The 23,760-nt window shown below is 73.6% G+C and carries 20 protein-coding genes and 2 tRNA genes; 15 read left to right on the forward strand and 7 right to left on the reverse strand.

Annotation, left to right across the window (positions count from 1 at the left end; translation table 11 throughout):
* Window positions 1-83: 83 nt before the first annotated feature.
* The 3 genes from MNZ39_RS05505 to MNZ39_RS05515 all read left to right on the forward strand — a co-directional run bounded on the left by MNZ39_RS05505 (window position 84) and on the right by MNZ39_RS05515 (window position 4,917).
* The gene (locus MNZ39_RS05505) at window positions 84-2,987 is read left to right on the forward strand and encodes an ATP-binding protein (RefSeq protein WP_242335735.1); all 2,904 of its coding nucleotides are present in this window, start codon (window positions 84-86) and stop codon (window positions 2,985-2,987) included.
* Window positions 2,988-3,158: 171 nt separating this feature from the next.
* Window positions 3,159-3,740 carry a hypothetical protein gene (locus tag MNZ39_RS05510; protein ID WP_242335738.1) on the forward strand — a complete coding sequence of 194 codons (582 nt, stop codon included), beginning with the start codon at window positions 3,159-3,161 and terminating at the stop codon, window positions 3,738-3,740.
* A gap of 481 nt (window positions 3,741-4,221) precedes the next feature.
* A complete protein-coding gene (locus MNZ39_RS05515) occupies window positions 4,222-4,917 on the forward strand; it encodes a hypothetical protein (protein WP_242335741.1) in 696 nt (231 codons plus the stop codon).
* A gap of 51 nt (window positions 4,918-4,968) precedes the next feature.
* Here MNZ39_RS05515 and MNZ39_RS05520 read toward each other — a convergent pair whose 3' ends face one another.
* Window positions 4,969-7,305: a protein kinase gene (locus MNZ39_RS05520; protein ID WP_242335743.1), complete on the reverse strand. Its 2,337-nt coding sequence runs from the start codon at window positions 7,303-7,305 to the stop codon at window positions 4,969-4,971.
* 210 nt (window positions 7,306-7,515) lie between these two features.
* Between MNZ39_RS05520 and MNZ39_RS05525 the strand changes: the two genes are divergently transcribed.
* Together MNZ39_RS05525 and MNZ39_RS05530 are read left to right on the forward strand one after the other, a co-directional pair.
* Entirely contained in the window at window positions 7,516-8,070 is a 555-nt protein-coding gene (locus MNZ39_RS05525) for a sugar O-acetyltransferase (RefSeq protein WP_242335745.1), read from the forward strand.
* 65 nt (window positions 8,071-8,135) lie between these two features.
* Window positions 8,136-8,522, forward strand: a complete 387-nt coding sequence (locus tag MNZ39_RS05530; protein ID WP_242335748.1) for a VOC family protein — start codon at window positions 8,136-8,138, stop codon at window positions 8,520-8,522.
* Window positions 8,523-8,665: 143 nt separating this feature from the next.
* Here MNZ39_RS05530 and MNZ39_RS05535 read toward each other — a convergent pair.
* The 3 genes from MNZ39_RS05535 to cysK form a co-directional block, all read right to left on the reverse strand.
* Window positions 8,666-8,738 (reverse strand) — tRNA-Glu (locus MNZ39_RS05535).
* Window positions 8,739-8,800: 62 nt separating this feature from the next.
* Complete coding sequence (locus MNZ39_RS05540; protein ID WP_242335751.1) at window positions 8,801-9,490, reverse strand: sterol desaturase family protein; 690 nt, start codon at window positions 9,488-9,490, stop codon at window positions 8,801-8,803.
* 148 nt (window positions 9,491-9,638) lie between these two features.
* Window positions 9,639-10,571 (reverse strand): cysteine synthase A, encoded by a 933-nt coding sequence (cysK, locus tag MNZ39_RS05545; protein WP_242335753.1) that lies wholly within the window; start codon window positions 10,569-10,571, stop codon window positions 9,639-9,641.
* A 306-nt stretch (window positions 10,572-10,877) separates the two neighbouring features.
* Here cysK and MNZ39_RS05550 point away from each other — a divergent pair, with 306 nt between their 5' ends.
* The 3 genes from MNZ39_RS05550 to MNZ39_RS05560 are packed head-to-tail and all read left to right on the forward strand — an operon-like array spanning window position 10,878 to window position 13,040.
* On the forward strand, window positions 10,878-11,738 hold the full coding sequence (locus MNZ39_RS05550; protein WP_242335755.1) for an endonuclease/exonuclease/phosphatase family protein: 861 nt from the start codon (window positions 10,878-10,880) through the stop codon (window positions 11,736-11,738).
* Between the two features lie 52 nt (window positions 11,739-11,790).
* A complete protein-coding gene (locus MNZ39_RS05555) occupies window positions 11,791-12,039 on the forward strand; it encodes a hypothetical protein (RefSeq protein WP_242335758.1) in 249 nt (82 codons plus the stop codon).
* Entirely contained in the window at window positions 12,036-13,040 is a 1,005-nt protein-coding gene (locus MNZ39_RS05560) for an SDR family oxidoreductase (RefSeq protein ID WP_242335761.1), read from the forward strand. The genes MNZ39_RS05555 and MNZ39_RS05560 overlap by 4 nt, the downstream gene beginning before the upstream one ends.
* 18 nt (window positions 13,041-13,058) lie before the next feature.
* Here MNZ39_RS05560 and MNZ39_RS05565 read toward each other — a convergent pair whose 3' ends face one another.
* From MNZ39_RS05565 to MNZ39_RS05575, 3 genes are all read right to left on the reverse strand, one after another.
* A complete protein-coding gene (locus MNZ39_RS05565; protein ID WP_242335764.1) occupies window positions 13,059-13,862 on the reverse strand; it encodes an alpha/beta fold hydrolase in 804 nt (267 codons plus the stop codon).
* A 214-nt stretch (window positions 13,863-14,076) separates the two neighbouring features.
* On the reverse strand, window positions 14,077-14,859 hold the full coding sequence (locus MNZ39_RS05570) for an AraC family transcriptional regulator (RefSeq protein WP_242335767.1): 783 nt from the start codon (window positions 14,857-14,859) through the stop codon (window positions 14,077-14,079).
* A 162-nt stretch (window positions 14,860-15,021) separates the two neighbouring features.
* Window positions 15,022-15,094, reverse strand: a tRNA-Lys gene (locus MNZ39_RS05575).
* Window positions 15,095-15,845: 751 nt separating this feature from the next.
* Here MNZ39_RS05575 and MNZ39_RS05580 point away from each other — a divergent pair.
* The 7 genes from MNZ39_RS05580 (at window position 15,846) to MNZ39_RS05610 (ending at window position 23,713) form a co-directional block, all read left to right on the forward strand.
* Window positions 15,846-16,622, forward strand: a complete 777-nt coding sequence (locus tag MNZ39_RS05580) for a c-type cytochrome (RefSeq protein WP_242335770.1) — start codon at window positions 15,846-15,848, stop codon at window positions 16,620-16,622.
* Between the two features lie 132 nt (window positions 16,623-16,754).
* The gene (locus tag MNZ39_RS05585) at window positions 16,755-17,072 is read left to right on the forward strand and encodes a metalloregulator ArsR/SmtB family transcription factor (RefSeq protein WP_242335773.1); all 318 of its coding nucleotides are present in this window, start codon (window positions 16,755-16,757) and stop codon (window positions 17,070-17,072) included.
* A 2-nt stretch (window positions 17,073-17,074) separates the two neighbouring features.
* A complete protein-coding gene (locus tag MNZ39_RS05590; RefSeq protein ID WP_242335776.1) occupies window positions 17,075-17,380 on the forward strand; it encodes a hypothetical protein in 306 nt (101 codons plus the stop codon).
* Window positions 17,381-17,509: 129 nt separating this feature from the next.
* The gene (locus MNZ39_RS05595) at window positions 17,510-17,776 is read left to right on the forward strand and encodes a hypothetical protein (protein WP_242335779.1); all 267 of its coding nucleotides are present in this window, start codon (window positions 17,510-17,512) and stop codon (window positions 17,774-17,776) included.
* Entirely contained in the window at window positions 17,773-19,326 is a 1,554-nt protein-coding gene (locus tag MNZ39_RS05600; protein ID WP_242335782.1) for an efflux RND transporter periplasmic adaptor subunit, read from the forward strand. Before MNZ39_RS05595 ends, MNZ39_RS05600 begins: the two co-directional genes overlap by 4 nt.
* Window positions 19,327-19,334: 8 nt before the next feature.
* Window positions 19,335-22,475, forward strand: a complete 3,141-nt coding sequence (locus tag MNZ39_RS05605; protein ID WP_242335785.1) for an efflux RND transporter permease subunit — start codon at window positions 19,335-19,337, stop codon at window positions 22,473-22,475.
* On the forward strand, window positions 22,472-23,713 hold the full coding sequence (locus MNZ39_RS05610) for a TolC family protein (RefSeq protein ID WP_242335788.1): 1,242 nt from the start codon (window positions 22,472-22,474) through the stop codon (window positions 23,711-23,713). Before MNZ39_RS05605 ends, MNZ39_RS05610 begins: the two co-directional genes overlap by 4 nt.
* Window positions 23,714-23,760 lie beyond the last annotated feature (47 nt).

A 23,760-nucleotide genomic window follows, 5' to 3' on the forward strand; every position in this document is an offset into this window, starting at 1 on the left:
GGCGGATCGCCCGGCTTTGAGCGGCGTGTGGCCCCGAGAGGTCATGGCACCGAGCGCGCCGCTCCCACAGGCACTGGGCCGATATGACGGAGTCAGTCAACGGTATCGCCTCGCGCTTCAAGGCGGTGCTCGACGCAGCGCCGGACGCGATGGTGATCACGGACCGCGTCGGCCGCATGGTGGTCGTGAACGCCGAGGCCGAGCGGCTCTTCGGCTACCGGAGCGAGGAGCTCCTCGGTGAGCCCGTCGAGATGCTCATGCCCGAGCGCTTCCGGGCGGCGCACCCGCACCACCGGAACGGCTACTTCCGCGACCCGCGCACGCGTCCCATGGGCGCCGTCGGCGGCCTCGAGCTCTTCGGGCTGCGCAAGGACGGCACCGAGTTCCCCGCGGAGATCAGCCTCTCGCCCCTCGAGACCGAGGACGGGATGTACGCGATCACGGCGCTCCGGGACGTCACGGCTCGCAAGAAGGTGGAGTCGTACGTGAAGGGCGTCCTCGAGGCCGCGCCGGACGCGATGGTGGTGACCGACAGGCGCGGCAAGGTGATCCTCGTGAACGCGCAGGCCGAGAAGCTCTTCGGCTACTCGCGCGAGGAGCTGCTCGGCCAGCGCGTGGAGGCGCTCATCCCGGCGCGCTTCCGCGCGGCGCACCCGGCCCACCGCACCGAGTACTTCGCCTCGCCGAGGACCCGTCCGATGGGCGCGGGGCGCCTCGAGCTCTTCGGCCTCACGAAGGACGGGACCGAGTTCCCCGCGGAGATCAGCCTCTCGCCGCTGGAGACCGAGGACGGACCGCTCGCCATCACCGCCATCCGCGACGTCGCGGAGCGCAAGCGCGCGGAGGAGGAGCGGGCGCGCCTGCACGCACGGCTCGAGGCGACGCTCGGCGAGCTGGGCGCCGCCTACGACAAGTCGAAGGAGCTGGAGCGCCAGAAGGCCCGGTTCTTCGCGAACGTGAGCCACGAGCTGCGGACCCCGCTCGCGCTCATCCTCGGCCCCGCCGACGAGCTCCTGGCCGCGGAGCTCCCCTCGGGGACCCGGCGCGACCTCGAGGTCATCGCGCGCAACGCGCGTACGCTCGCGAAGCACGTGAACGACCTGCTCGACGTCTCGAAGCTCGAGGCCGGCAAGATGGCGCTCGAGCTCGCGGACGCGGACGTGGGGCGCCTGGTCCGCCTCGTCGCCGCGCACTTCGAGGCCTTCGCGGCGGAGCGCGGCACGGCCTTCGCCGTCGAAGGCCCCGAGTCGCTCGCAGCCCGCGTCGATCCCGGGAAGCTCCAGCGCGTCCTGTTCAACCTCCTCTCGAACGCCTTCAAGTTCACGCCGGCCGGGGGGCGGATCCGCTGCTCCCTGCGCGCGGTCACGGCCGCGGGCGCGGAGGTCACGCCGGGCTTCGCGCTCGAGGTCGCGGACAGCGGACCGGGCGTGCCGGAGGCGCAGCGGGAGTCGGTCTTCGCCCGCTTCGCGCGCGGGGACGACGAGGCGGCGCGCCGCGTGGGCGGGACCGGGCTCGGCCTCGCCATCGCCAAGGAGTTCGTGGAGCTGCACGGCGGCCGGATCGAGGTGGACGAGGCGCCGGAGGGCGGCGCGCTCTTCACGGTCCACCTGCCCCCGCAGGCCCGCAAGGAGGAGCTCCCCCCGGGCGCCGCGGGCGGGGAGGGCGACTACGGGTCCGGGGTCGTCGAGGAGCTTCGGACCGCCGCGGATCCGCCGGACGAGGTCTCGCGCGGAGGGCTGGACAGGCCGCGCGTGCTCGTCGTGGAGGACAACGCGGAGATGCGCCGCTTCGTCGCCGAGGTGCTCTCCGGCGAGTTCGAGGTCTCGACCGCTCCCGACGGGGAGGCCGGCCTGGTGGAGGCGCTCGCACGGCCGCCGGACGCGGTCGTCACGGACGTGATGATGCCGCGCATGAGCGGCGACGCGCTCGTCCGCGCCATGCGCGAGCGCCGCGAGCTCGACGGCGTCCCGGTGCTCGTGCTCACCGCGAGGGCGGACGACGCGCTCCGCGCCCAGCTCCTCCGGGAAGGCGCGCAGGACTACCTCATGAAGCCGTTCGTGGCCGAGGAGGCGCGGGCCCGGGTCGCGAACCTCGTCTCCGTGAAGCGCGCCCGGGAGGTCCTGCAGCGCGAGCTCGACTCCCAGACGCACGACGTCGTCGCGCTCGCCGGAGCGCTCGCGGCGCGCAAGCGCGAGCTCGAGGCCGCGCTCGAGGTGGCGCGGCGCGCGCAGGAGGACGCGGAGCGGGCGAACGCGGTAAGGACCCACTTCCTCCGCCTCGTCTCCCACGAGCTGCGGACTCCGCTCACGACCCTGCACCTCCAGCTCCAGCGGCTCACCCGCGACGCCGAGCATCCGCTCGAGGAGCACCAGCGCGCGATCCTGCGCCGCGGGGTGTTCGCCGCGACCCGGCTCACCGGGCTCGTCGAGGCGCTCCTGCACCAGGCCCAGCTCGCGAGCGGCCGGCTCGCGGCCGAGGTCGAGGACGTCGATCTCGGGGCGCTGGTCGCGAAGGTCGTGGAGGAGCAGCGCCCGCAGGCGGAGGACAAGGGGATCGAGCTCGTCCTCCGCGCGCCGGATCACGTCCCATGGATCGAGACGGAGCCGCGGTTCCTGCGCCTCATCCTCGCGAACCTCGTCGGGAACGCCATCAAGTTCACCACCGCCGGCGCGGTGGAGGTCGCGATCGAGAGCCGCGGCGACGAGCTCCGCGTGCAGGTGAAGGACTCCGGACCGGGCATCGCGCCGGAGGATCGCTCCCGCCTCTTCGAGCCCTTCGAGCGCAGCGCGCGCGCCGCCGAGCAATACGTCCCGGGGCTCGGTCTCGGCCTCACGGTCGCGCGGGACCTCGGGGCCGCGATCGGCGCGCGCGTGGAGCTGGCGTCCTCCTCCGGGATGGGGAGCACCTTCGTCGTGGCGCTCCCGAGCGGCCAGCCCGCGGCGGCGCGCGGGGCGGTCGCGCGGCGCCGGCCGGAACGCGAGCGGTGAGCGGAGCGCAGGCCGTCGGCCGGCGCCTCGGTCGGTGTGCTCCGGGTGGGTTTCCGCTCCTGGTATAGGGCGATCGCGCGAGGCGCCGTCACGGAGCGGCGCGCCCGAGCTCCTTGCGCATGGGGCGCCTGCTGCCCACGTGAAGTGGTGCGCCTGCGCCCGGATCCGGCCATGGCCTCGCTCGCCAAGATCTCCCGCCCGCGGCTGCCTGCCGTCGTGCCCCGCGCGCGGCTCTTCGCGCGGCTCGACGAGGCGCGAGCGGCGACCTGGATCGCCGGGCCTCCCGGCGCGGGGAAGACGACGCTCGCCGCGAGCTACGTGACGGCCCGCGCGCTGCGCTGCCTCTGGTACCAGCTCGATCCCGGCGACGCCGACCCCGCGACCTTCTTCTACTATCTCGTCCAGGCGTCGCGGCGCGCGACGCCCGGCTCCCGGCGGCCGCTCCCGCTCTTCACCCCTCCGTATCACGGTGGGCTCCAGACCTTCGCGCGCCGCTTCTTCCGCCAGCTCTGGGCCAGCATCAAGGTGCCGTTCGTCTTCGTGCTCGACGGCCTGCACGAGGTGCCGCCTGGTTGCGAGCTCCCCGACCTGCTGCGCGAGGCGCTCCCCGAGCAGTCCGCGGCCGTGAGGCACCTCGTGCAGCTGTTCCGCGAGGCGTCGGCCGCGTCGAACGCGCCCGAGCACACGGCCGCATCGGTGGCGCAGCCGGTGCAGAGGCCGTCGAGGCAGAGCGCGCCCGCGGCGCAGTCGTAATCGGCGAAGCAGCCGCCGGGCTCGACGGGGGCTCGCTGCTGCGGCCACGGGAGAAGCTCCATGGCTGCGGCGGGCCCAGGTGGCTGCGCGGTCTGCGCGCGCCCCCTCGGCGCGCGAGACGTCCGTGATCCGCGCTACACGAGATCACGCTGCGCGGCCTCCGGGCGTTGGTGTGCCGAGGACGCGGTTCCCGAGAACCGACGCGCAGGGCCGGGCGGAGCGTCGGCGGCGGCCCTCCGGTCCCCGCTCGGCCTCCGGCGTTAGGCCCAAGTCCCGCTCGGCGCGGGCACGCGATCGTGTGGAGGGGAGGCGCGGATGTGGATCGCGGCGCGAATAGGGCGCCCGCCCATCTGCCCCCGCGAGCGCCGCTCGCCGGAGCGGCGCCGTCACGTAGAGTCGCCGAAGCAGGAGAACGGAAGCCCTCGCGGTCGACGCGCCGGTATGCGGCGGCCGGTCGTGGGCGGCTACACGGAGCGTCACCATGGCCGACGTCGTTCGATCCGTCACCGTACCGCTCGACCCCTTCGTCTCGTCCGTTCCCGCTGGCGTGAAGGTCCCCGCCCGGATCGACTTCCGGGTCGCCCTCGCGCTCGTCGGCACGGACGCGGGCTTCGTGCTCCTGCACCTCGGCAGGCACTTCGGGTGGCTCCCGGACGATCCCATGCTCTCGCTGTCCCAGGACGGCGGCTACGCGGAGTGGTTCCAGTACGCGAAGGAGCTCTCCGTGCTCCTGCTCCTCGGGATCGCCGGCGTCCGCAAGCGGAGCACGCTCCTCGCCGTCCTGGCGCTGCTCTACCTGTACCTCCTCCTCGACGACTCGCTGCGGATCCACGAGGTCATGGGCTCGGCGGTGGCGGCCTCGGGGCTGCTCCCGGAGAAGCTCGGACAGCCTGCGTGGGCCGCGGCCGTCGGGTCGATGTTCCTCGTACCGCTCGGTCTCGGCTATCTCCGGAGCGACGCGGACACGAGACGCTTCGCGCGCTGGCTCCTCGGGCTCACGGCCCTGCTCGCGGCGTTCGGGGTCGTGGTCGACTTCGCGCTGGCGGGACTCCGCGGCGGCGCGCTGATCGAGGAGATCGGCGAGCTGCTCGTGATGAGCGCCACCGTCACGTTCGTGCTCGGGGTCTTCCCACCCGCCTGTCCCCGCGCGGCGCTTGAGCGGGGACACCTCGGGTAGGCGGGGGAGGGGACCGAGGGGTCGATGGTCCCGGAGGCTCACCCGCACGCCTCAGGCCGCAGGCAGGTTCAGGCGGCGGAGCAGGGCGGGATATCGGGGATCGGATCGCAGGCTGCGCAGGAAGGGGTCGCGGGTGACGAGCACGAGGCCGGCGTCTTGCGACGTCCGGGCCCGCTCGAGCCAGGCGAACGCTCTTTCGTGCTCGCCGCGCCACGCGTGGATCTCGGCGAGCTGGTACGGCATCGAGGACGCGAACCTGGCCTCGAGCGCCTCGAGCGCGACGCGTGAGCGCGAGGCGTGGCCGAGCGCGTGATGTGCGATCGCTGCGATCGTCAGCCCGAACCCCTCGTGCGCCTGCGACGTGTGCGGCGCGAAGACGGCGGTCGCCTGGATGGCGCGACCGCTCAGGACCAGCGCCGCGGACCGCCAGAACGCGGCGTAGGGATTCCCGGGATCGAGCTCGAGCGCCCGCTCCGCGGCCCGCGCGCACTGCTCGACGTCTCCCGTGCCGGCGTACGTCATCGCGAGGTACGTCCAGGCGAGCGCGTCGAGCGGATCGAGCTCGGTCGCCCTCACCAGCGACGCGAGCCCTTCCTCGACCCGGCCGAACGGGACGAGGACCATGCACGCGTGGTCCCGCACCACGCGCGCGTCGCCCCGCCCGAGGGCGACGGCGCGCTCGAGGTCCTCGCGGCCCGCGGCGAAATCCCACCGGAGGAGCATCCGCAGGGTTCCGCGCGTGCTCCACGCCGTCGCGAGCCCCGGATCGAGCGCGACGGCGCGCTCCGCCGCCTCGAGCGCGCGCCCCCGCCACCCGGTCCGGGAGGCCGCGTCGGCCACCAGGTCGGAGGCCCAGAGGAGCGCCTCCGCGAGGTCCCCCCACGCCGGCGCGTAGCCGGGATCGAGCGCGATGACCTTCTCGTAAGCGCTCGTCGCGCCGGCCTGGCCCAGCAGATCGCGTCGCTCGAGCAGCCGGCGCGCGATGAGGTAGGCGTCGTACACCTCCGGGCGCGCGGTGCGATGGGACTCGACCGACGGCGCCTCGCCGCGCGCGAGCCGGACCTCGAGCGCGGCGACGACCGCGCTCGCGATGCCCTCCTGGACCGCGAACACGTCCGTCAGCTCCCGGTCGTACGTCTGCGACCAGAGCGTGAACCCGTCGGACGCGCTCAGGAGCTTAGCGGTGATGCGCGCTCGGTCGCCGGCGCGGCGCACGCTCCCCTCGAGCACGTTCGTGACCCCGAGCTTGCGCCCGATCGTCGCCGCGTCCTCACGCGAGTCGCGGAAGGAGAAGGACGAGGTCCGCCCGGCGACGTGGAGCCCGCGGACCCGCGTGAGCGCGTGCAGGATCTCCTCTGCGACCCCGTCCGAGAAGAATTCCTGGCCGGGATCCGGGCTCATGTTCGCGAACGGCAGCACCGCGATCGATGGCGGGCCGGAGCCGCGGCCGTGCGGCTCGTATCGTGTGTCGCGCCAGGAGGCGGAAGATGGCGTCGGCGCCGCTGCGGGACCGCGCTCGAGCGCGGCGAGCGCGGCGACGACCTCGCCGCCGTCCCGAGGGCGCTCCACCGGATCGGCCGCGAGCATCCGCGTGACGAGCGGAGCGACCGAAGGGGGCTCGGGGACCCTGAGCACGGCGCCCTCGACGTCGCCCTCGCCGTCCCGCGGCGGCGGCTCGCCCCGGAGCATCTGGAACAGGAGGACGCCGAGCGCGAACACGTCGGTGCGCTCGTCCTCCGGGGCGCCCCGCACCTGCTCGGGCGCCATGTGACCAGGGGTTCCGCCCGGCATCGCGCGGTGCGCGAACGCTTGCGCCATCCCGAGATCGAGGACCTTCACGCGCCCGTCGCTGCACAGGAAGACGTTTCCGGGCTTGAGATCGCGGTGGACGACGCCGCTCGCGTGCGCGTGCGCGACCCCTCGGGCGACCTCGAGCGCGATGCGCAGCGCCTCGCGCGGCGGGAGCGGCCCGCGGGCGAGGCGGGCTCCGAGCGTCTCTCCCCGGAGGAGCTCGAGGACCAGGAAAGGGCCCGCCGGTGCGCGCCCGAAATCGAAGAGCGTGACGACGTTCGGGTGCGAGAGGCTCGCCGCGATCGCCGCCTCTCGCAGGAGGGGATCCTCTGCGACGTCGCGCCCAGCCCCGCGGCGGAGCGCCTTGAAGGCGACGCCGCGGCCCAGCTCCCGGTCGCGCGCTTCCCAGACGATCCCGAAGCCGCCGCGTCCGAGCTCGCGAATCAGCTCGAACCTGCCGATGACTGCTCCCGGCCGGAGCTCGGCCTCCCACGCGCCCTCGGGCGCCCGCGCGAGCTCCGCGAGCAAAGCCGAGAGCGCGCCGGGGTCTTGACGCGACGACGGCTCAGCGACGCTGCGCACGCCCTGCTCCGGCATGAGAGACCCTCAACCCAGCCAGCGAGACGATAGCTCCGCGGAGGCTCCAGGGGCGTCCGCCGAACGCGGGAATGCTGCGCAGCTGCCCTGCGATGGCACGCCCGGCGCGGGTCGATGACGGCAAGACGAGGGCACGGGCAGCCGTCCCCCGCCTCGCTCCCAGGCGGGCAACTCGCAGCGCGGACCGACTGACCGGGCTACGACCGCGCGATGACCGAACGAGACAAGATGGCTGCGGGCGAGCTCTACCTGGCCTCGGACCCGGAGCTCGTTCGAGCGCGTTCCCGCGCTCGCCGCCTGATCAAGCATCTGTCCGAGGTGGATGCCGACGATCTGGATGCTCGCAACGCCGTCCTCTCGGACCTGCTCGGCTCGATGGCATCGGGCGTCTACGTCGAGCCGCCGCTGTTCGTGGACTACGGGTTCAACGTGAGCCTCGGAGCGCGTACCTACCTCAACACCGGCTGCATCCTGCTCGACTGCAACCGCATCGACGTCGGTGAGGACGTGCTCATCGGCCCGGCGGTCCAGGTCTACACGGCGACGCACCCCGTCGATCCCGGCGAGCGAGCTCAAGGGCTGGAGCGGGCCCTCGCCGTTCGCATCGAGTCGCGGGTGTGGATCGGAGGCGCAGCGGTGATACTCCCCGGCGTCACGGTGGGTGAGGGCTCGACGATCGGCGCGGGGAGCGTCGTCACGGCAGACGTACCGCCGCGCTGCGTCGCTGCGGGAAACCCTTGCAAGGTGATCCGCCGCCTCGGCTGAGGGGCGTATTCTCCACGGTCCCCGGTGCTGCTTCACGTCTGCGCTGCAAACCGGATGGAGTTCCGATGATCGATCACGTGAGCGTCATCGTCAGCGACTACGCGAAGAGCAAGGCCTTCTACCTGCAGGCGCTCGCGCAGACCGGCCATTCGCGGCTGGTGGAGCTCCCTGCCGCGCGCGATGGCCATGCGCTGACCGCCGGCTTCTGTCATGCCGACGGATCCGATTTCTGGATCAGCCAGGGCGATGCGATCACACCGCCCATCCACATCGCATTTCGCGTGTCCTCGCGCGCAGCGGTGGATGCCTTCCACAAGGCGGCCATCGCAGCAGGCGGCAGGGACAACGGTGCGCCGGGCCTGAGGCCGCACTACCACCCGAACTACTACGGCGCCTATGTGCTCGATCCGGACGGTCACAACATCGAGGCTGTCTGTCACGACGCGCAGTGACGTCGGGCGGGACGCGGCGGTGGCAAGCGATCCGCGGGATGTCGCAACACCCTCGACGCACGTCCCACGAACGACGACTCGGGCAACGGAGGCGCAGAAAGGCGCGTCTCCGTAAACCCGGGTCGGAATCGATGGATGGTGAGTGACCCCACGGGGATTCGAACCCCGGTTGCGGCCTTGAAAGGGCCGAGTCCTGGGCCTCTAGACGATGGGGTCGGGCGGTCTAGTACCCGACAAGGCGGCGTCTGTCAAAGGGTCGGCGCTCGCCGGGCGTCGGTTCAGACGCGACGGGCGGCGGCGGGGTGCGCCGGTGCGCCGCGCGGGCGGTAGACGGTCCCGCGGACGTGGTCCCAGAGCGGGAACGTCACGTTGAAGTTCCAGCGCTGCATGAGGCTCGTCGCGTGGTGCAGCTGGTGGTGGCGGCGCAGGTAGCCGATCGCGCGGGTGCGGCCGATGGGGCTCTCCTCGGGCAGGTGATAGGCGAGGTGGAGCCACTCGTACGAGAGCACGTAAAGGACGACCGTCGCGACCCACAGCGCGGCGAGGTTCGGCTGGCGGAGCCAGAGGAACAGGAGCGCCATCGGCGAGGTGAGGATCGCGATGCCGAACACCGCGTACGCGGGGAGGAGCACGAGCTTCAGCTCCTTCGCGCTGCGGAGCGCCATGTCCTGGCCGACGAACACGGCGTGGTGCTGCGGCGTGTGGCGCGTGTAGAAGACCTCGAGCCAGCGCACGCGCCGGTGCAGGAGCCCGCGGTGCACGTGCCACTCGACGGCGTTGCCGAAGGCGAAGAAGACCGGGACGAGCAGGAGCTGCCAGGCGGTCAGGCCCTCGACGCGCGAGAGGGCGAGGGCAGCGAGCGCGAGGCCGCCGAGGCTCGGCAGCAACAGGTGCAGCGTGGGCGAGTAGGTGCTCGGGATGCGCCCCGTGAACTCGGCGCGGAGCTCCTCGCGCGACGCGTGCGTCATTTGGCGGCCTAGCCTCCGGGCGGCGCAGGAGCGCCCTTCTCCCTGGAAGGTAGGGGGCGGCCGTTCGGCCCGCAACGCGACACGCGGGAAGCGTACCCGGAGCCGGAGCGCGTCGGGGCGGCGGCGCCCCGACGCGGCGCGCAAGGTGTCAGCGGGCGCCTTCCTCGAACAGCCAGGTCGACAGGTAGCGCTCGCCCGTGTCCGGCAGCACCACGACGACGAGCTTGCCGGCATTCTCCGGCCGGCGGGCCACCTCGCGCGCCGCCCAGGCGGCGCCGCCGCAGGAGATTCCGGAGAGGATGCCCTCCTCGCGGCAGAGGCGCCGCGCCATCTCCCCGGCCGGATCGTTCCCGACCGTGATCACCTCGTCGATGAGGTTCACGTTGAGGACCTTCGGCACGAACCCCGGGCCCCAGCCCTGGATCTTGTGCGGCCCGGCCTTGCCGCCGGAGAGCACCGGCGAGTCCGCCGGCTCGGCGGCGACGATGCGGATCCCCGGCTTCCGCGCCTTCAGGACCTCGGCGCAGCCGGTGACCGTGCCGCCCGTGCCCGTGCCGGCCACGAGGATGTCGATGCGGCCGTCGGTGTCGCGCCAGATCTCCTCGGCGGTGGTGCGGCGGTGGATCTCGGGGTTCGCCGGGTTCTCGAACTGCTGCAGGACGAGGTACCGCGGGTCCTCGGCGGCGAGGTCCTCCGCCTTCTTGATGGCGCCCTTCATGCCCTCCGGCCCGGGCGTGAGGACGAGCTTCGCGCCGAGCGCGAGCAGGAGCTTGCGCCGCTCGATGCTCATCGTCTCCGGCATCGTGAGCACGATGGGGATGCCCTTCGCCGCGGCCGCGAAGGCGAGGCCGATGCCGGTGTTGCCGCTCGTGGGCTCGAGGAGGATGGTGTCGGGCTTGATGCGCCCGTCGCGCTCGGCCGCCTCGATCATCGCGACGCCGATCCGGTCCTTCACCGACGAGCACGGGTTGAAGCTCTCGAGCTTGGCGGCGACGTTGGCGCGCGCGCCGTCCATCACCCGGTTGAGCCGCACGAGCGGCGTGTTGCCGATGAGCTTCGTCACGTCGTCCGCGATGCGCATCCCGTGTCCTCTCGCGAGCGGTCCCGGCGCGGGTTTCCGCTATAACGGACGCCATCTTTAAAAGCGGATGCGGGTCCTGTCAAGCAGAGGCTCGCCGGGCGGGCCGACCCGCACCGGGAGAGACGGTCGCCAGGGTGAGCGCGGGCCGGCGGCGGGGCGCGGCATGCGCCTCGCCCGCAACCCGCGCGAGCTCGGTGCCTCCCCGGCCGTCGCGCGCACGGTAAGCCCGCAGCGCGGCCCGAGCCCGACTCCGGCGCCCCGCGAGCGCGGCGCTGTCGGGGCGCCGCGCTTGCACGGGGGCGCCGCATGCGACGCCCTCTGGCCGCGCTCGCCGCGGCGCTCCTCACCGGCTGCCAGCCCCTGCTCGACGTCCCCGCGCGTGCGCCCGAGGCGCGGGCGGTGCGGATCGTCACCTGGAACGTCCACGATCTCTTCGACGCCGAGGACCGCCTCCTGCCGCCCGGCGCGGAGGACGAGGTGCCCTCGCCCGCAGAGGTGGAGGCGAAGCTCGGCGCGCTCGCGGCGGTGCTCGCTCGCCTCGACGCCGACGTGGTGCTGCTGCAGGAGATCGAGAACCTCGCGCTGCTCGAGGCGCTCGCTGCGGGCGCGGGATACGAGGTCGCGCGGCTCGTCGAGGGCAACGACCCGCGGGGCATCGACGTCGCGGCGCTCTCGCGCCGGCCGATCTCGCGCTACGTGAGCCACGCCGGGGAGCGCGACGCGGCGGGCCGCGTGCTCTGGCCGCGCGACTGCGTGGAGGTCCACCTCGCCGCGGGCGCCACGCGGCTCGCGATCGTCATGAGCCACCTCAGCTCGCGCCTCTCGGACGACGGCACCCGTCGCGCGGCCCAGGCGGCGCGCATGCGCGAGATCGCCGACGCGCTCGCCATGGCGGATCCGGACGTGGTCGTGCTCGCCGGCGGCGATCTCAACGACCCGCCCACGGCGCCCGCCCTCGGGCCGCTCGCCGCCGACGGCTCGTACCTCGATCCGCTGCCTGCCGAGGCGACGACCTGGTCCACGGGCGTGGCCGCCGAGCGGCTGGACGCGCTGCTCGTCGCGCGGGGGCACGCGGGCGCGGTCGTGCGCGCGGAGGTGGTGCACGGGACCGACGTCGCCCGCGCGTCCGACCATCAGCCGATCGTGCTGGATCTCCGCCTGCCGTGACATCGCGCGGGCGGCACGGACTCCCCACCTTGAAAGGGAAGGGGGACTTTCGATGGCGGAAGAACGGACACCGAAGGACGAGCTGGGCACCGAGCCGGGGCTCGCGGGCGGGCCGGGACCGAAGCCGCCCGGCTTCGACGATGGGACGCCGCGCATCCTGGGGGACGGCTCGCCGGGTTACCCGCCCGAGGGAGCGCTCGAGCCCCGGGACGAGGAGGTCGAGAACCGGAAGGGTGAGCCGGTGGAGCACCCGCACCATCCCGCCCCCCGGCGCCCGCCGAGGCGCGGGAGCGAGGGGTGAGCCGCAGGTTCGCGGGGAGGGTGGTCGTCGTCACCGGGGCCGCCGCCGGGCTCGGCCGCGCCATCGCGCGGGCGTTCGGCGCGGAGGGCGCGCGGGTGGGGCTGCTCGCGCGCGGGAGCGAGGCGCTCGAGAACGCGGCGGCCGAGATCCGCGCCGCCGGCGGCGAGGCGCTGGTCCTGGTGGCGGACGTGGCGGACGATCGGGCGGTCCAGGCGGCGGCGGACGCCGTGGTCGGCGAGTGGGGCGCGGTCGATCTCTGGGTCAACGACGCGATGGTCAGCGTCTTCTCCCCGGTGATGGAGATGACCGCAGACGAGTACCGGAGAGTCACCGAGGTCACCTACCTCGGCGTCGTCCACGGCACGCGCGCCGCGCTCCGGCACATGCTCCCGCGCGACCGCGGGCACGTGATCCAGATCGGCTCGGCGCTCGCCTACCGGTCCATCCCGCTCCAGAGCGCCTACTGCGCCGCCAAGGCCGCGGCGCGGGGCTTCACCGACGCCCTCCGCTGCGAGCTCCACCACGACCGCTCGCGCGTGAAGCTCTCGATGATCCATCTCCCTGCCGTGAACACCGCGCAGTTCGACCTCGTCCGCACGCGGCTACCCGGGCACCCGAAGCCCGTGCCGCCCATCTACCAGCCCGAGCTCATCGCTCGCGCGGTGCTCCGCGTGGCGCGCCGCCCGGTGCGGGAGCTCTGGCTCGGCTGGCCGACCGCGCGGGCGATCCTCGGCCAGTTCGTCATCCCCGGCCTGCTCGATCGCTACCTCGGGCGGATCGGCTACCGCGCCCAGCAGGCCGACTTCCCGCCGGAGCCGGGTCGGCCCGACGACGTCGACGCGCCCGTCCCGGGCGATCCGGGCGCGCGCGGCGAGTTCGATCGCGAGGCGCACGCGACGAGCCTGTCGATGTGGCTGCAGCTCCGGCGCGGCGCGATCCTCGCCTCGCTGGCGGCCGTCGCCCTCGCAGGGTGGGGCGCCAGACGGCTCGGGGCGCACTGAGGAGGGAGGGGAAGGGTATCAGCTCTCCTTCGAGCCCACCGGCGGCGCGTGCGCCGCGAGGAACCGCGCGACCCGCGCGCGCACGAGATCGCGATGCGTGAAGATGGCGACGTGCTCGCCGCCCTCGATCTCGAGCAGCTCCGCGCCCGGGACCCTTGCCGCGAGCTCCTGGCCTTGCGCGAACGGCGCCGCGCTGTCCCGCGTCCCGTGCACGACCAGGAGAGGGGCCGCGATCCGCTCGAGCGGGAACGACAGGTCGCTGCGCGTGGCGGCGACGTCGAGCTCCGTGCCGGGCATGCGGAGCGCCATCCGATCCATCGTGCTGAGCTGCAGCTCCCTGAGCAGCGGGCCTGCTTCGGGATCGCCGAGCGTCCGCGCGCGCACCGCCGGGTCCCGGATCGACCGGCGCGCGGACGCCTCCGGATCCCGCTCCGCCTTCCGGCGCATCGCGGCGGCGAGCGGGCCGCAGCGCGCGGTCAGCTTCATGACGTACCACGCGAGCGGCAGGCCCTGCTCGACGCGCCGGCAGACGGACGACACGATCACGAGGCCCCAGCAGCGATCGGGGTGGCTGAGCGCGAACTGGAGGGCGGACGGGCCGCCCCCCGAGACGGCCATCACGGCGGCGCGCTCGACGCCGAGCGCGTCGAGCAGGTCGCGGTAGAGATCGGCCTGCTCGGCCAGCGTCCGGCCGGCGGAGAGCGGCGTGCCGAGGTACCCCGGGCGCGAGGGCGCGACGTACCGGAACCCCGGCGCGCCGATCGTCCGCGCGAGGATGAGCCCTTGGTCGTGGCCGCCCATCGCGCCGTGGAGCGATAGCACCGCTGGACCCTCGCCCGAGATGGCGCACTCGACGGGCCCGCGCCGCGTGCTCACCACGCGCGGTGAGCCGTCAGCCGCCGCCGCCCGTCCTGCGTTCGATTCGAGCTCACGTTCCGCGCGCATGGCGTCCTCCCTGGGGTGCGCGCCGTTCGTAGCGCGGCCCGGGCGGCGCCGTCTTGTGGAAATGCGACACGCCGCCCCGGCGATCCGCGCGCTACGGTCTCACGCGGTGGACGACCCGCGTGTCGCTGCGCGCGAGCGTCCGGCTGCGAGCGGCGTCGTCGTCGGCGGGGAGCCGACCCGTCAGCGCCTTGAAGTCATGGACGAGGTGCGGCTGGTCCGCGTAGCCGCACGCATGGGCGAGGTCGGCCAGGTTCCCGTACCCGCCGGCGTGGAGCGCGCCCAGCACGTGGCGGAGGCGGACGAGCCGCGCCACGCGCTTCGGCGTCATCCCGAAGGCGTCCAGGAACAGCCGCTCCAGGCTGCGGACGTGGAGGCCGACGGCGGCGGCGAGCGCGTCCACCCTGACCCGTCCGCCACGGGCCTCGAGGAGGAGCGCGGCCTGCCGGCACCGCTCGTCCTCCACGAGCGGTCGCGCCGCCCGCCGCACGAGCGCCTCGAGCGCGCGCTGCCGCGAGGCGAGGTCCGGCAGCGCGCCGAGCCGTTCGGCGATCACCTCGAGCGGCTCGCCCGCGAGCCGGTCGAGCTCGACGCAGCCGTCGGTGAGCTCCGAGGCGCGGACGTCGGCGAGGCGGGGAGCCTGACCGGCGCGGAAGCGGATCCCGAGGTACTCGGCGCCGGCGGCGCGCTCGATCGTGGCCCGCTCGGTCGCGGGCCCGAGCAGCACCAGCCGGGACCCGGTCTCGGACCGCCGCAAGACGAGGTGCACGCCGGCGTCGGGGAAGAACTCGTGGCGAGTCGTGCCGGGGCCGGCGCCCACGGCGGACCAGCAGAGATCGATCCGTCCGGCGAGGTCCGGGGCAGGCGGCGTGAACACGGCCGCGGGGCGGCCCGGCGCACCCGCTACGCGTACTGCCGGCGCGGGTCGATCGTGGGCTGATCTCGCGTTCCGCACGTCGCGTTCACCACGGAGCGGCGCCGGCGCCCTTCGGTCGGTGCTCGACCAGCTGCCGGCTCTCGCTCAGGTCGCTGCGGCTAATGAGGCGCCTGGGAATCGAACCCAGAACCACCGGCTTAAAAGGCCGATGCTCTGCCAGTTGAGCTAGCGCCTCGAGGCTCCGCACTTCTTAGCTAATCACGCCGGGCGATGCATCGCCCTCCTTCACGTCCGTGGCACGCGGTCGCGCCGGAACCCCGGCCATGATCCGGTGACTCGCCCCCGTGTGTCGCGTCGCTTGATACCACGTGGCCGGCGAGGAACGCTGCACGAGTTGAGCGCCGCGGGAGGCGCTCGTGGAGCAGCGGGACCGGACGAGGCTCGCAGCCGGCGGGTGCGCCCCGTGGACGTCGCTTGCCCGAGTCGCGAGTCGATGAGCGCGCTCTTCTCTGCGGCGGTCATCGGCGTCACGTGACTGGCGCCCCCGCGCAGCCGGCCGCCGCCTGACCGGGATGCGCCCGGCGTGGCGTCCGCTCTCTGAGACCGTGGACGACTCTGGAGAACGCTGCTCGCGCCGTCACCGAGCCGCGTGCCCGGGAATTGCGAGCGCGATGTGTGCACGCGAATGGGCGCCTTCCGCATCGCTTGCGCACCCCTGGTGGGTGGCGCACGTCCCGGATCGCTTGCTGGCGTGGTGAGGCGCGCGTGTTGCTTCACCCCGGCGTTCAACCCCGAGCCACGCGAGCGTCGACATGCGGATCGGAATCCTTGCCTTTGCGAGCGCAGGCCTGCTCGCCGTCATCGCCTGCGGGGGCTCGTCGACGAACCCGAGCAACAGCTCGACGACGGCCGACAGGACGCAGATAGCGGATTACCAGGACCTGACGGCGCGCGTGCAGTCGGCGGCGCTTTCCTATCGCGCGACGATGGGCGCTTCCGCGATGACGGTCACGGGTTGCTCGGCGGCGCACGACGCCTACGACGCGCAGGTGCGTCCGTGGATCTCGCAGATGGTCCAGCTGAGCGGCGCGATGGACGGCTTCATCGGTGCGCACGACGGCGTCGCGTACGTGGACATGAGCTGCGTCGCGAGCGCGATGCTCGCCGAGCTCGACGCGCACCGCCGCGTCGCGTGCACCTTCTCGAGCCTGACCGACGACCAGGCGGAGGCCTTCCGTCACGCGGACGTCATGGCCTCGTACTCCGCGCACGTCTACGCGCGGTGCGGACAGATGATGAGCGGTCTCGACGGCTACGGCTACGGCTGGGGACCGATGGCGAACGGATGCGGCGGGGGCCCCGGCGTCGTCCCCGGCCCGAGCGGCGATCCCGTCGCTCTCGGCGAGCGCATCTTCGACTGGGGGATCGGCGCTGACGGACAGCCGATCGTCCGCAGCGGCGGCTTCGGGATGATGATGATGACCAGGAGCGGCTGCGCAGGCTGTCACGGGTCCGACGGGCATGGCCTCCGCACCATGATGTTCACGACGCCGAACATCACGTACCCGAACCTCACGGACCCGTCCGGCCTGCGCGAGCCCGACGGCACTCGAGGCCCCACGTATACGGACGAGCTCATCCGCCGCGCGGTCGCCGAGGGCGTCGGCGCCGACGGCGAGACGCTCGACCCCCGGATGCCGCGCTGGCAGCTGAGCGGGCAGGATTGGGACGATCTGCTCCTGTTCCTGAAGACGCTGCGCTGACGTCGACTCCACGGCCGCTTGACCGAGCGGAGCCGATTTCGTAGTTTCGAAGTCGTGGAAGTGACTTCCGCCCGACCCCGCCGTGCCCGTCCCCCGCGCCTCGACGCGTCGGGTGAGTGCGCGGTGGTGTGCGTGGACGCGCGCAGGGTCGCCGCGGTTCGCGCCGCAGCCCCGGACGACGCGGCCATCTTGCAGGTCGCCGAGCGGTTCTCGGCGCTCTCCGATCCCACCCGGGTCCGCATCCTGCACGCGCTCTGCCGCGCCGAGCTGTGCGTCTGCGATCTCTCGAAGGTCGCGGGGCGCTCGATGCCCGCCACCTCGCAGCAGCTGCAGCTCCTCCGCAGGCTCGGCCTCGTGAAGTTCCGGATGGACGGCAAGCTCGCGTACTACAGCCTCGCCGACGCGTGGGTCCGGGAAGCGCTCGAGACCGCGCTCGAAAGGACGCGGTGAGCATGCGCCTCCTGCGTGTGCTCGTCCTCGTCGCCGTCGGCGTGTTCACGTCGGGCGTCCCTCAGGTCCTCACGGCCGCGCTGGACGACGACTGCGCGGCGGCGTGCGACGGCGCGCTCGACGGCAAGCACTGTCCGCCAAACTGCGCCCAGGGCATCTGCGCGAACGTGCATGCATCCCTCGCCGTGGTCGGCGCGCCGTGCCCCGGCCCGGCAGCAGCGACGATCGTGCGCAGCGTCGTCGTCGCGCAAGCGTCGCCTCGGCTCCCGATGGTGACGGCCGGCGTGTTTCACCCGCCGAGAGCCTGACGCGCTCCCATCACGGGAGCAGTGTGCCCGCTCGAGCGGGTTTCCCCGTCCTTCGTCCAAAGTCCACGACGCGCCCGCGCGATAGCGCGGTCCGCTCGCCGCGCCCACGGCGCGGAAGGAGAAGAGTCCATGCGCACGATCGTCCTCGCGCTCGGCTTGGTCACCCTGTTCACCCTCGCCGTCCCGGGCCGTGCCGCAGAGGCGGCCGCGCGCGCCGCGACGGACTCCACCGCGGCCAGGTGCGAGCACGGCGTGAAGAAGACGCTCTGCGCGCGGTGCAACCCGAAGCTCGTCCCCGTGTCCAAGGCGAAGGGCGACTGGTGCGGGGAGCACGGCGTGCCCGAGAGCCAGTGCGCCCGGTGCAACCCGAAGCTCGCGAAGGAGGGCGTGAAGTGACCCGGGTCGCCCTGACGGTAGCGCTCGCCGCGGTCGTCGCCGGGGCAGGTTGCACGCGCACGGCGCCGGGCGCGGAGGGACCGCACGGCGGCACCTCGGAGAAGGCGGAGCACGCCGCGAGCGCCGAGGCGCCGAGGCTCTGCGAGCACGGCGTCCCCGCGGACCTGTGCACGAGGTGCAACCCGGACCTCATCCCGGCGTTCAAGGAGATGGGCGACTGGTGCAACGAGCACGGCGTCCCCGAGTCGCAGTGCGTGAAGTGCAACCCAGGGCTCACGTTCGCGGCCGCGAAGACGACGGCGAAGGCCGCGCCGGGCCCTTTGCCCTGGTGCAAGGAGCACGCGGTCCCCGAGGAGATGTGCACGAAGTGCCGGCCGCAGCTCATCGCGAAGTTCATCCAGGCCGGCGACTACTGCCGCGAGCACGGGTATCCCGAGTCCGTGTGCCCGTACTGTCACCCCGAGAAGGTGAAGGCCGCCGGGCACGAGCTCCCCTCGTTTCCGGAGCCGGGGACGAAGATCCGCCTCGCCTCCGCAGAGCTGGAGCGGGAAGCCGGGATCGTGACCACGCGCGTCGTGGAGCGTCCGTTCGCGCCGAGGATCGAGGCGGTCGGCCAGCTCGAGTTCGACCAGAACAAGCTCGCGCGGCTGTCCGCGCGCGGCGAGGCGACCGTCGTCGAGGTGAAGGTCGACGTGGGCGAGGACGTCCGCCGAGGCCAGCCGCTCGTCGTGCTCGCTTCCGGCGCCGTCGGCGGGGCGCAGTCGAGGCTCGCCGCGGCCGAGGCGCGCGCTCGGTCGGCGCGGGCAGCGCTCGCCCGTGAGGAGTCGCTCGTGGGCGACGGGATCAGCTCGCGACGCGACGTGGAGCAGGCGCGCACGGAGCTCGCCGCGGCCGAGGCCGAGCGTGACGCGGCTCGAGCCGAGCTGCGCGCCGCAGGCGCGGGCGCAGCGGGGAGCGGCGGCCGGTACGCGCTCGTCGCCCCGTTCGATGGGACCGTGGTCGCGCGGGCCGCCGTCGCGGGACGGGCGGTCTCGCCGGAGGACTCCCTCGTCGAGATCGCGGACGTCCGCACGCTCTGGGCCGTGCTCGAGGTCCCCGAGGAGCACGCGGGAGCGCTCCGCGCAGGCCAGAAGGTGACGGTTCGCGTCGACGGGTCCGGTGAGGTCCGCGAGGCGCGCGTCGCGCGCGTGCCCGCGTCGGTCGACCCGCGGACGCGAACGGTCCGCGTCCGCGTGGACCTGCCGAACCAGGACCGAGCGCTCCGGGCAGGCGCGTTCGTGCACGGCACCATCGAGGTGGCCGCGCCGCGGGGCGCCCTCCTCGTCCCGCGCGACGCGATCCAGCGGGCGCAGGAGCACGATCTCGTGTTCGTGCGGACCGCGCCGGGCCAGTACGACCCCGTCGCGGTCCGGCTCGGCGCGCGGGTCGGCGGTGACGTGGAGGTCGTCGGCGGCCTCGCGCCCGGCTCGGAGGTCGTCACGACCGGCGCGTTCGTCCTCAAGACCGAGATCCTGAAGGACTCCATCGGCGCTGGCTGCGCCGACGACTAGGAGCGACCGTGCTCACGCGAATCATCGAGTGGTCCCTCGGGCACCGCCGGGCCGTCGTCGGCGCCTGGATCGCGATCGTCGTCGCCGGGGTGCTCTCGTTCCGCGCGCTCCCCATGGACGCCTTCCCGGACACGACGCCCGTGCAGGTGCAGGTGAACACGGTCGCGCCCGCCCTGGCGCCGCTCGAGGTCGAGCGGCAGCTCACGATCCCCGTAGAGCAGGTGCTCGCGGGGCTGCCGAAGGTCGAGGACCTCCGCTCCATCTCGAAGTTCGGGCTCTCGCAGATCACCGTCCAGTTCGAGGACGGCACGGACCTGTGGTTCGCCCGGCAGCAGGTCTCGGAGCGACTCTCCCGGCTCGAGCTCCCCGCGGGCATCGAGAGGCCGGCGCTCGGGCCGGTCGCGACCGGCCTCGGCGAGGTCTTCCACTATCTCGTGAAGGGGAAGGGCAGGTCGCTCGAGGAGATCCGGACCGCGCACGACTGGATCGTGGCGCCCCAGCTCCGGAGCGTCCCCGGGGTGGCCGAGGTGAACGCCTGGGGCGGCAACGAGAAGCAGTGGCACGTCGTCGTCGATCCGCGCCGCTTGCAGAAGTTCGACCTGTCGCTCGGCGACGTCTACGAGGCGCTCGAGAAGAACAACGCGAACGTCGGCGGCGGCGTCCTCGATCGCGGCGGGACGAGCCGCCTCGTGCTGGGCGTCGGCGCGCTCACGGACGGGCGCGACGTCGAAGGCGTGGTCGTCGCCGCGCACGACGGCGTGCCCGTGCGGATCCGCGACGTCGCCCGCGTCGAGGTCGGGCACGAGATCCGCCGCGCGGCCGTCACGGCGGACGGCGAGGGCGAGGCCGTGCTCGGGCTCGGCTTCATGCTCGTCCACGAGAACAGCCACGAGGTCACGAAGGCGCTCGCGGCGCGCCTCGCGGACCTCCAGAAGAGCCTCCCTGCGGGAATCACGGCCGAGCCGGTCTACGAGCGCACCGAGCTCGTGGACCTCGTGCTGCGGACGGTCCGGAACAACCTGCTCGAGGGGGCGCTCCTCGTCGTGGCGGTGCTGTTCGCGTTCCTCGGGAACCTCCGCGCAGGGCTGATCGTGGCGAGCGCCATCCCGCTCTCCCTGCTCTTCGCGTTCACGGGGATGCTGCGGTTCGGCGTCGCCGGGACGCTCATGTCCCTCGGCGCGATCGACTTCGGGCTCGTCGTGGACAGCTCCGTGATCCTGGTCGAGAACGCCGAGCGGCGCCTGGGAATGGAGGGCGGGCGGCGCACGGTCAGCGAGGTCGTGCGCGACGCGGCCGTCGAGGTGCGCAAGCCGACGCTCTTCGGTGAGCTCATCATCGCGCTCGTGTACCTGCCGATCCTCACGCTCGAGGGCGTCGAGGGGAAGCTGTTCCGGCCGATGGCGCTCACCGTCGTGCTCGCGCTGCTCGGCTCCGTCCTCCTGTCGATGACGCTCGCGCCGGTGCTCGCGTCGCTGGCGCTTCGCAGGGGTGCCCACCCGGAGCCGAGGTGGGTGGGATGGCTGAAGCGGACGTACGCGCCGATCCTCGCGTGGACGATGGCGCACTCACGGTGGGTGCTCGGCGGCGCCGCGGCGGTCGTCGCGCTGGCGGCGATCGGCGCGCTCCGGCTCGGGAGCGAGTTCGTGCCGCGCCTGTCGGAGGGGACGATCGTCGTGAACGTCGCGCGCCTCGCCGAGGTCTCGCTCGACGAGTCCGTCCGCATGGGCGAGCGGATCGAGCGGGTGATCCTGGCGAAGTTCCCGGACGAGGCGGAGCGCGTCTGGACGCGCACCGGCACGCCGGAGGTCGCGACGGATCCGATGGGCGTCGAGCTGTCCGACGTGTTCGTGGCGCTCCGCCCGCGGGAGCGCTGGAAGCGCGCGCACACGCAAGCCGAGCTCGTCGAGGCGATGCGAAAGGAGCTCGAGGGACTCCCGGGCGAGCGGCTCGCCTTCACGCAGCCCATCGAGATGCGGCTCAACGAGATGGTCGCCGGCATCCGCAGCGACCTGGGCGTGAAGCTGTTCGGCGACGATCTCGACCTCCTTCGCGCGAAGGCACGCGAGGTCGAGACGGTGCTGCGGGGGATCCCCGGGGCCGCGGACGTGACGGTGGAGCAGGTGACCGGGCAGCCCGTGCTCCAGGTCACCGTGGACCGCGACGCCATCGCCCGGTACGGGATCACCGCCCGCAGCGTGCTCGACGCCACGGAGGCGGTCGGGATCCGCCACGTGGGAGAGATCCGCGAGGGGGACCGCCGCTTCGCGCTCGGCGTCCGCCTCCCGGAGGAGTTCCGGGATCCCGAGGCGCTGGGGGCCGTGCAGGTGCCGGGCCCCGCCGGCGAGCGGATCCCGCTCTCGCGGCTCACGCACGTCGAGGAGCACTCGGGCCCGACGACCATCCAGCGGGAGTGGGGCAAGCGGCGCGTGGTGGTCCAGGCGAACGTGCACGGCCGCGATCTCGGGTCCTTCGTGGCGGCGGCCCGGCAGGCGATCGGCGAGCGGGTGGAGCTGCCCGAGGGCTACTTCGTGCGCTTCGGCGGGCAGTTCACGAACCTCGAGCGCGCCCGCACGCGGCTCCTCGTCGTGGTGCCGATCGCGCTCGCGCTGGTGTTCCTCTTGATCCACGCCTCGAGCGGGCGCCTGCTCGACACGCTCCGCATCTTCAGCGGCGTACCCTTCGCGCTCGTCGGAGGCATCCTGGCGCTGACCGCGCGCGGGCTGCCGTTCTCGATCTCGGCGGCGGTCGGATTCGTGGCGCTGTTCGGCGTCGCGGTGCTGAACGGGCTCGTGCTCGTCTCGCGGGTCCGGCAGCTGCTCGACCGGGGCGTCGCGCTCGTCGAGGCGGTCCGCGAGGCGGCGATCTCCCGGCTTCGGCCGGTGCTCATGACCGCGTCCGTGGCATCGCTCGGGTTCATCCCCATGGCGCTCGCGACGGGACCGGGCGCCGAGGTCCAGCGACCGCTCGCGACGGTCGTGATTGGCGGCGTCCTGTCGTCCACCGCGCTCACGCTGCTCGTGATGCCCGTCCTGTTCACCGCGCTGCGGGCGAAGGGCGACGCGGAGCGCGGTGAGCGAGAGGAGGACCTGGACCCGGAGCGCGAGCCCGAACGATCCGGGCTTCCGGCGGCACGGGAGGGGCGGGCGTGAACGCGAAGATCATCGCCGCCGCGGCGGCCGTCTGCCTGGCGTCGGCGGCAGGGGCGGAACCCCTCACGAGCGAGCGCGCGGTCGCGATCGCGCTGGAGCGGAACCCGGAGCTCGCCGGGCTCGCCGCGGAGGCCCGGGCGGCTCGCGCGCGGCTCGCCGACGCGGAGCTCCCGCTTCGAGCCAACCCGGAGATCTCGGCGGCCGCCGGCCCACGGAGCCGGGGCGACCGGCGCACGACCGACGTCGAGGTCGCAGTCTCGCAGCGCGTCGAGCTCTTCGGTCAGCGCGGCGCGCGGATCGACGTGACGTCGGCGGAGCGGGACGTGTCCGAGGCGCGCCTCGCGGCGCGACGCGTCGGGCTCGCGTCCGAGGTCCGCGCCTCGTTCGCACGCGTGCTCGCGGCCGAGCGGCTGATCGCGCTCGCACGTGAGGACCTCACGGTCGCCCGTGACGCCGTGCACGCGGTCGAGCGGCGTTTCGAGCTCGGCGCGACGACGCAGCTCGAGGTGAACGCGGCACGCGTGGAGGGAGCACGCGCGGCGCGAGCGGTCGCGGTGGCGTCTCGGCGACAAGCGTCCGCGCTGTCCGAGCTGCGGACGCTGCTCGGCAGCGAGCCGGGCACGCCGCTCGAGCTCGCCGGCGCGCTGCCGCGGGCGATCCGCGCCGCCCCCCTCGACACCGAGGGCCTCGTGAACCGGGCGCTGTCCGCCCGGACGGATCTCGTCGCGGCGCGTCGCGAGCTCGCCGCGGCCGAGAGCGAGGTGCGGCTCGCGCGACGCGAGTCGCTTCCCGCTCCGGCGATCGGCGGAAGGTACTCCCGCGAGGAGGGGGCCGACATCGTCCTCGGGACGCTCACGTTCGAGCTGCCGGTCTTCAACCGTAACCAGGGCGGGCGAGGCGTCGCCTCGGCCCGCGTGGCGCGCGCCGAGGCCGAGGTCGCGGCCGCGGAGCGGCGCGTCCGTGAGGAGGTGCGGCTGGCCGTCTCGCGGCTCGAGACCGCCGCGGAGGCCGCTCAGGCGTTCGAGGGCGAGGCCCTCGCCGGCGCCGCGGCGAACGTCACGCTCGCGACGAAGGCTTACGACGCCGGAAAGATCGGGGTCGCCGAGCTGCTGCTCATCCGGCGTGGCGCCGTCGAGGCGAGGCGGGAGCACGTGGAGGCGCTCGCGGAGCTCGCGGAGGCCGAGGCAGAGCTCGCCCGGGCGATGGGATCCGAGGCGCCCTTCGGGGGTGCGGGATGAGGACGCCGACCCGCCGTTGCGCGGAGGGTCGCGGCCTCGCCCAGCGC

It is taken from the genome of Anaeromyxobacter sp. SG66, assembly GCF_022690805.1.
Taxonomy (GTDB): domain Bacteria; phylum Myxococcota; class Myxococcia; order Myxococcales; family Anaeromyxobacteraceae; genus Anaeromyxobacter; species Anaeromyxobacter soli.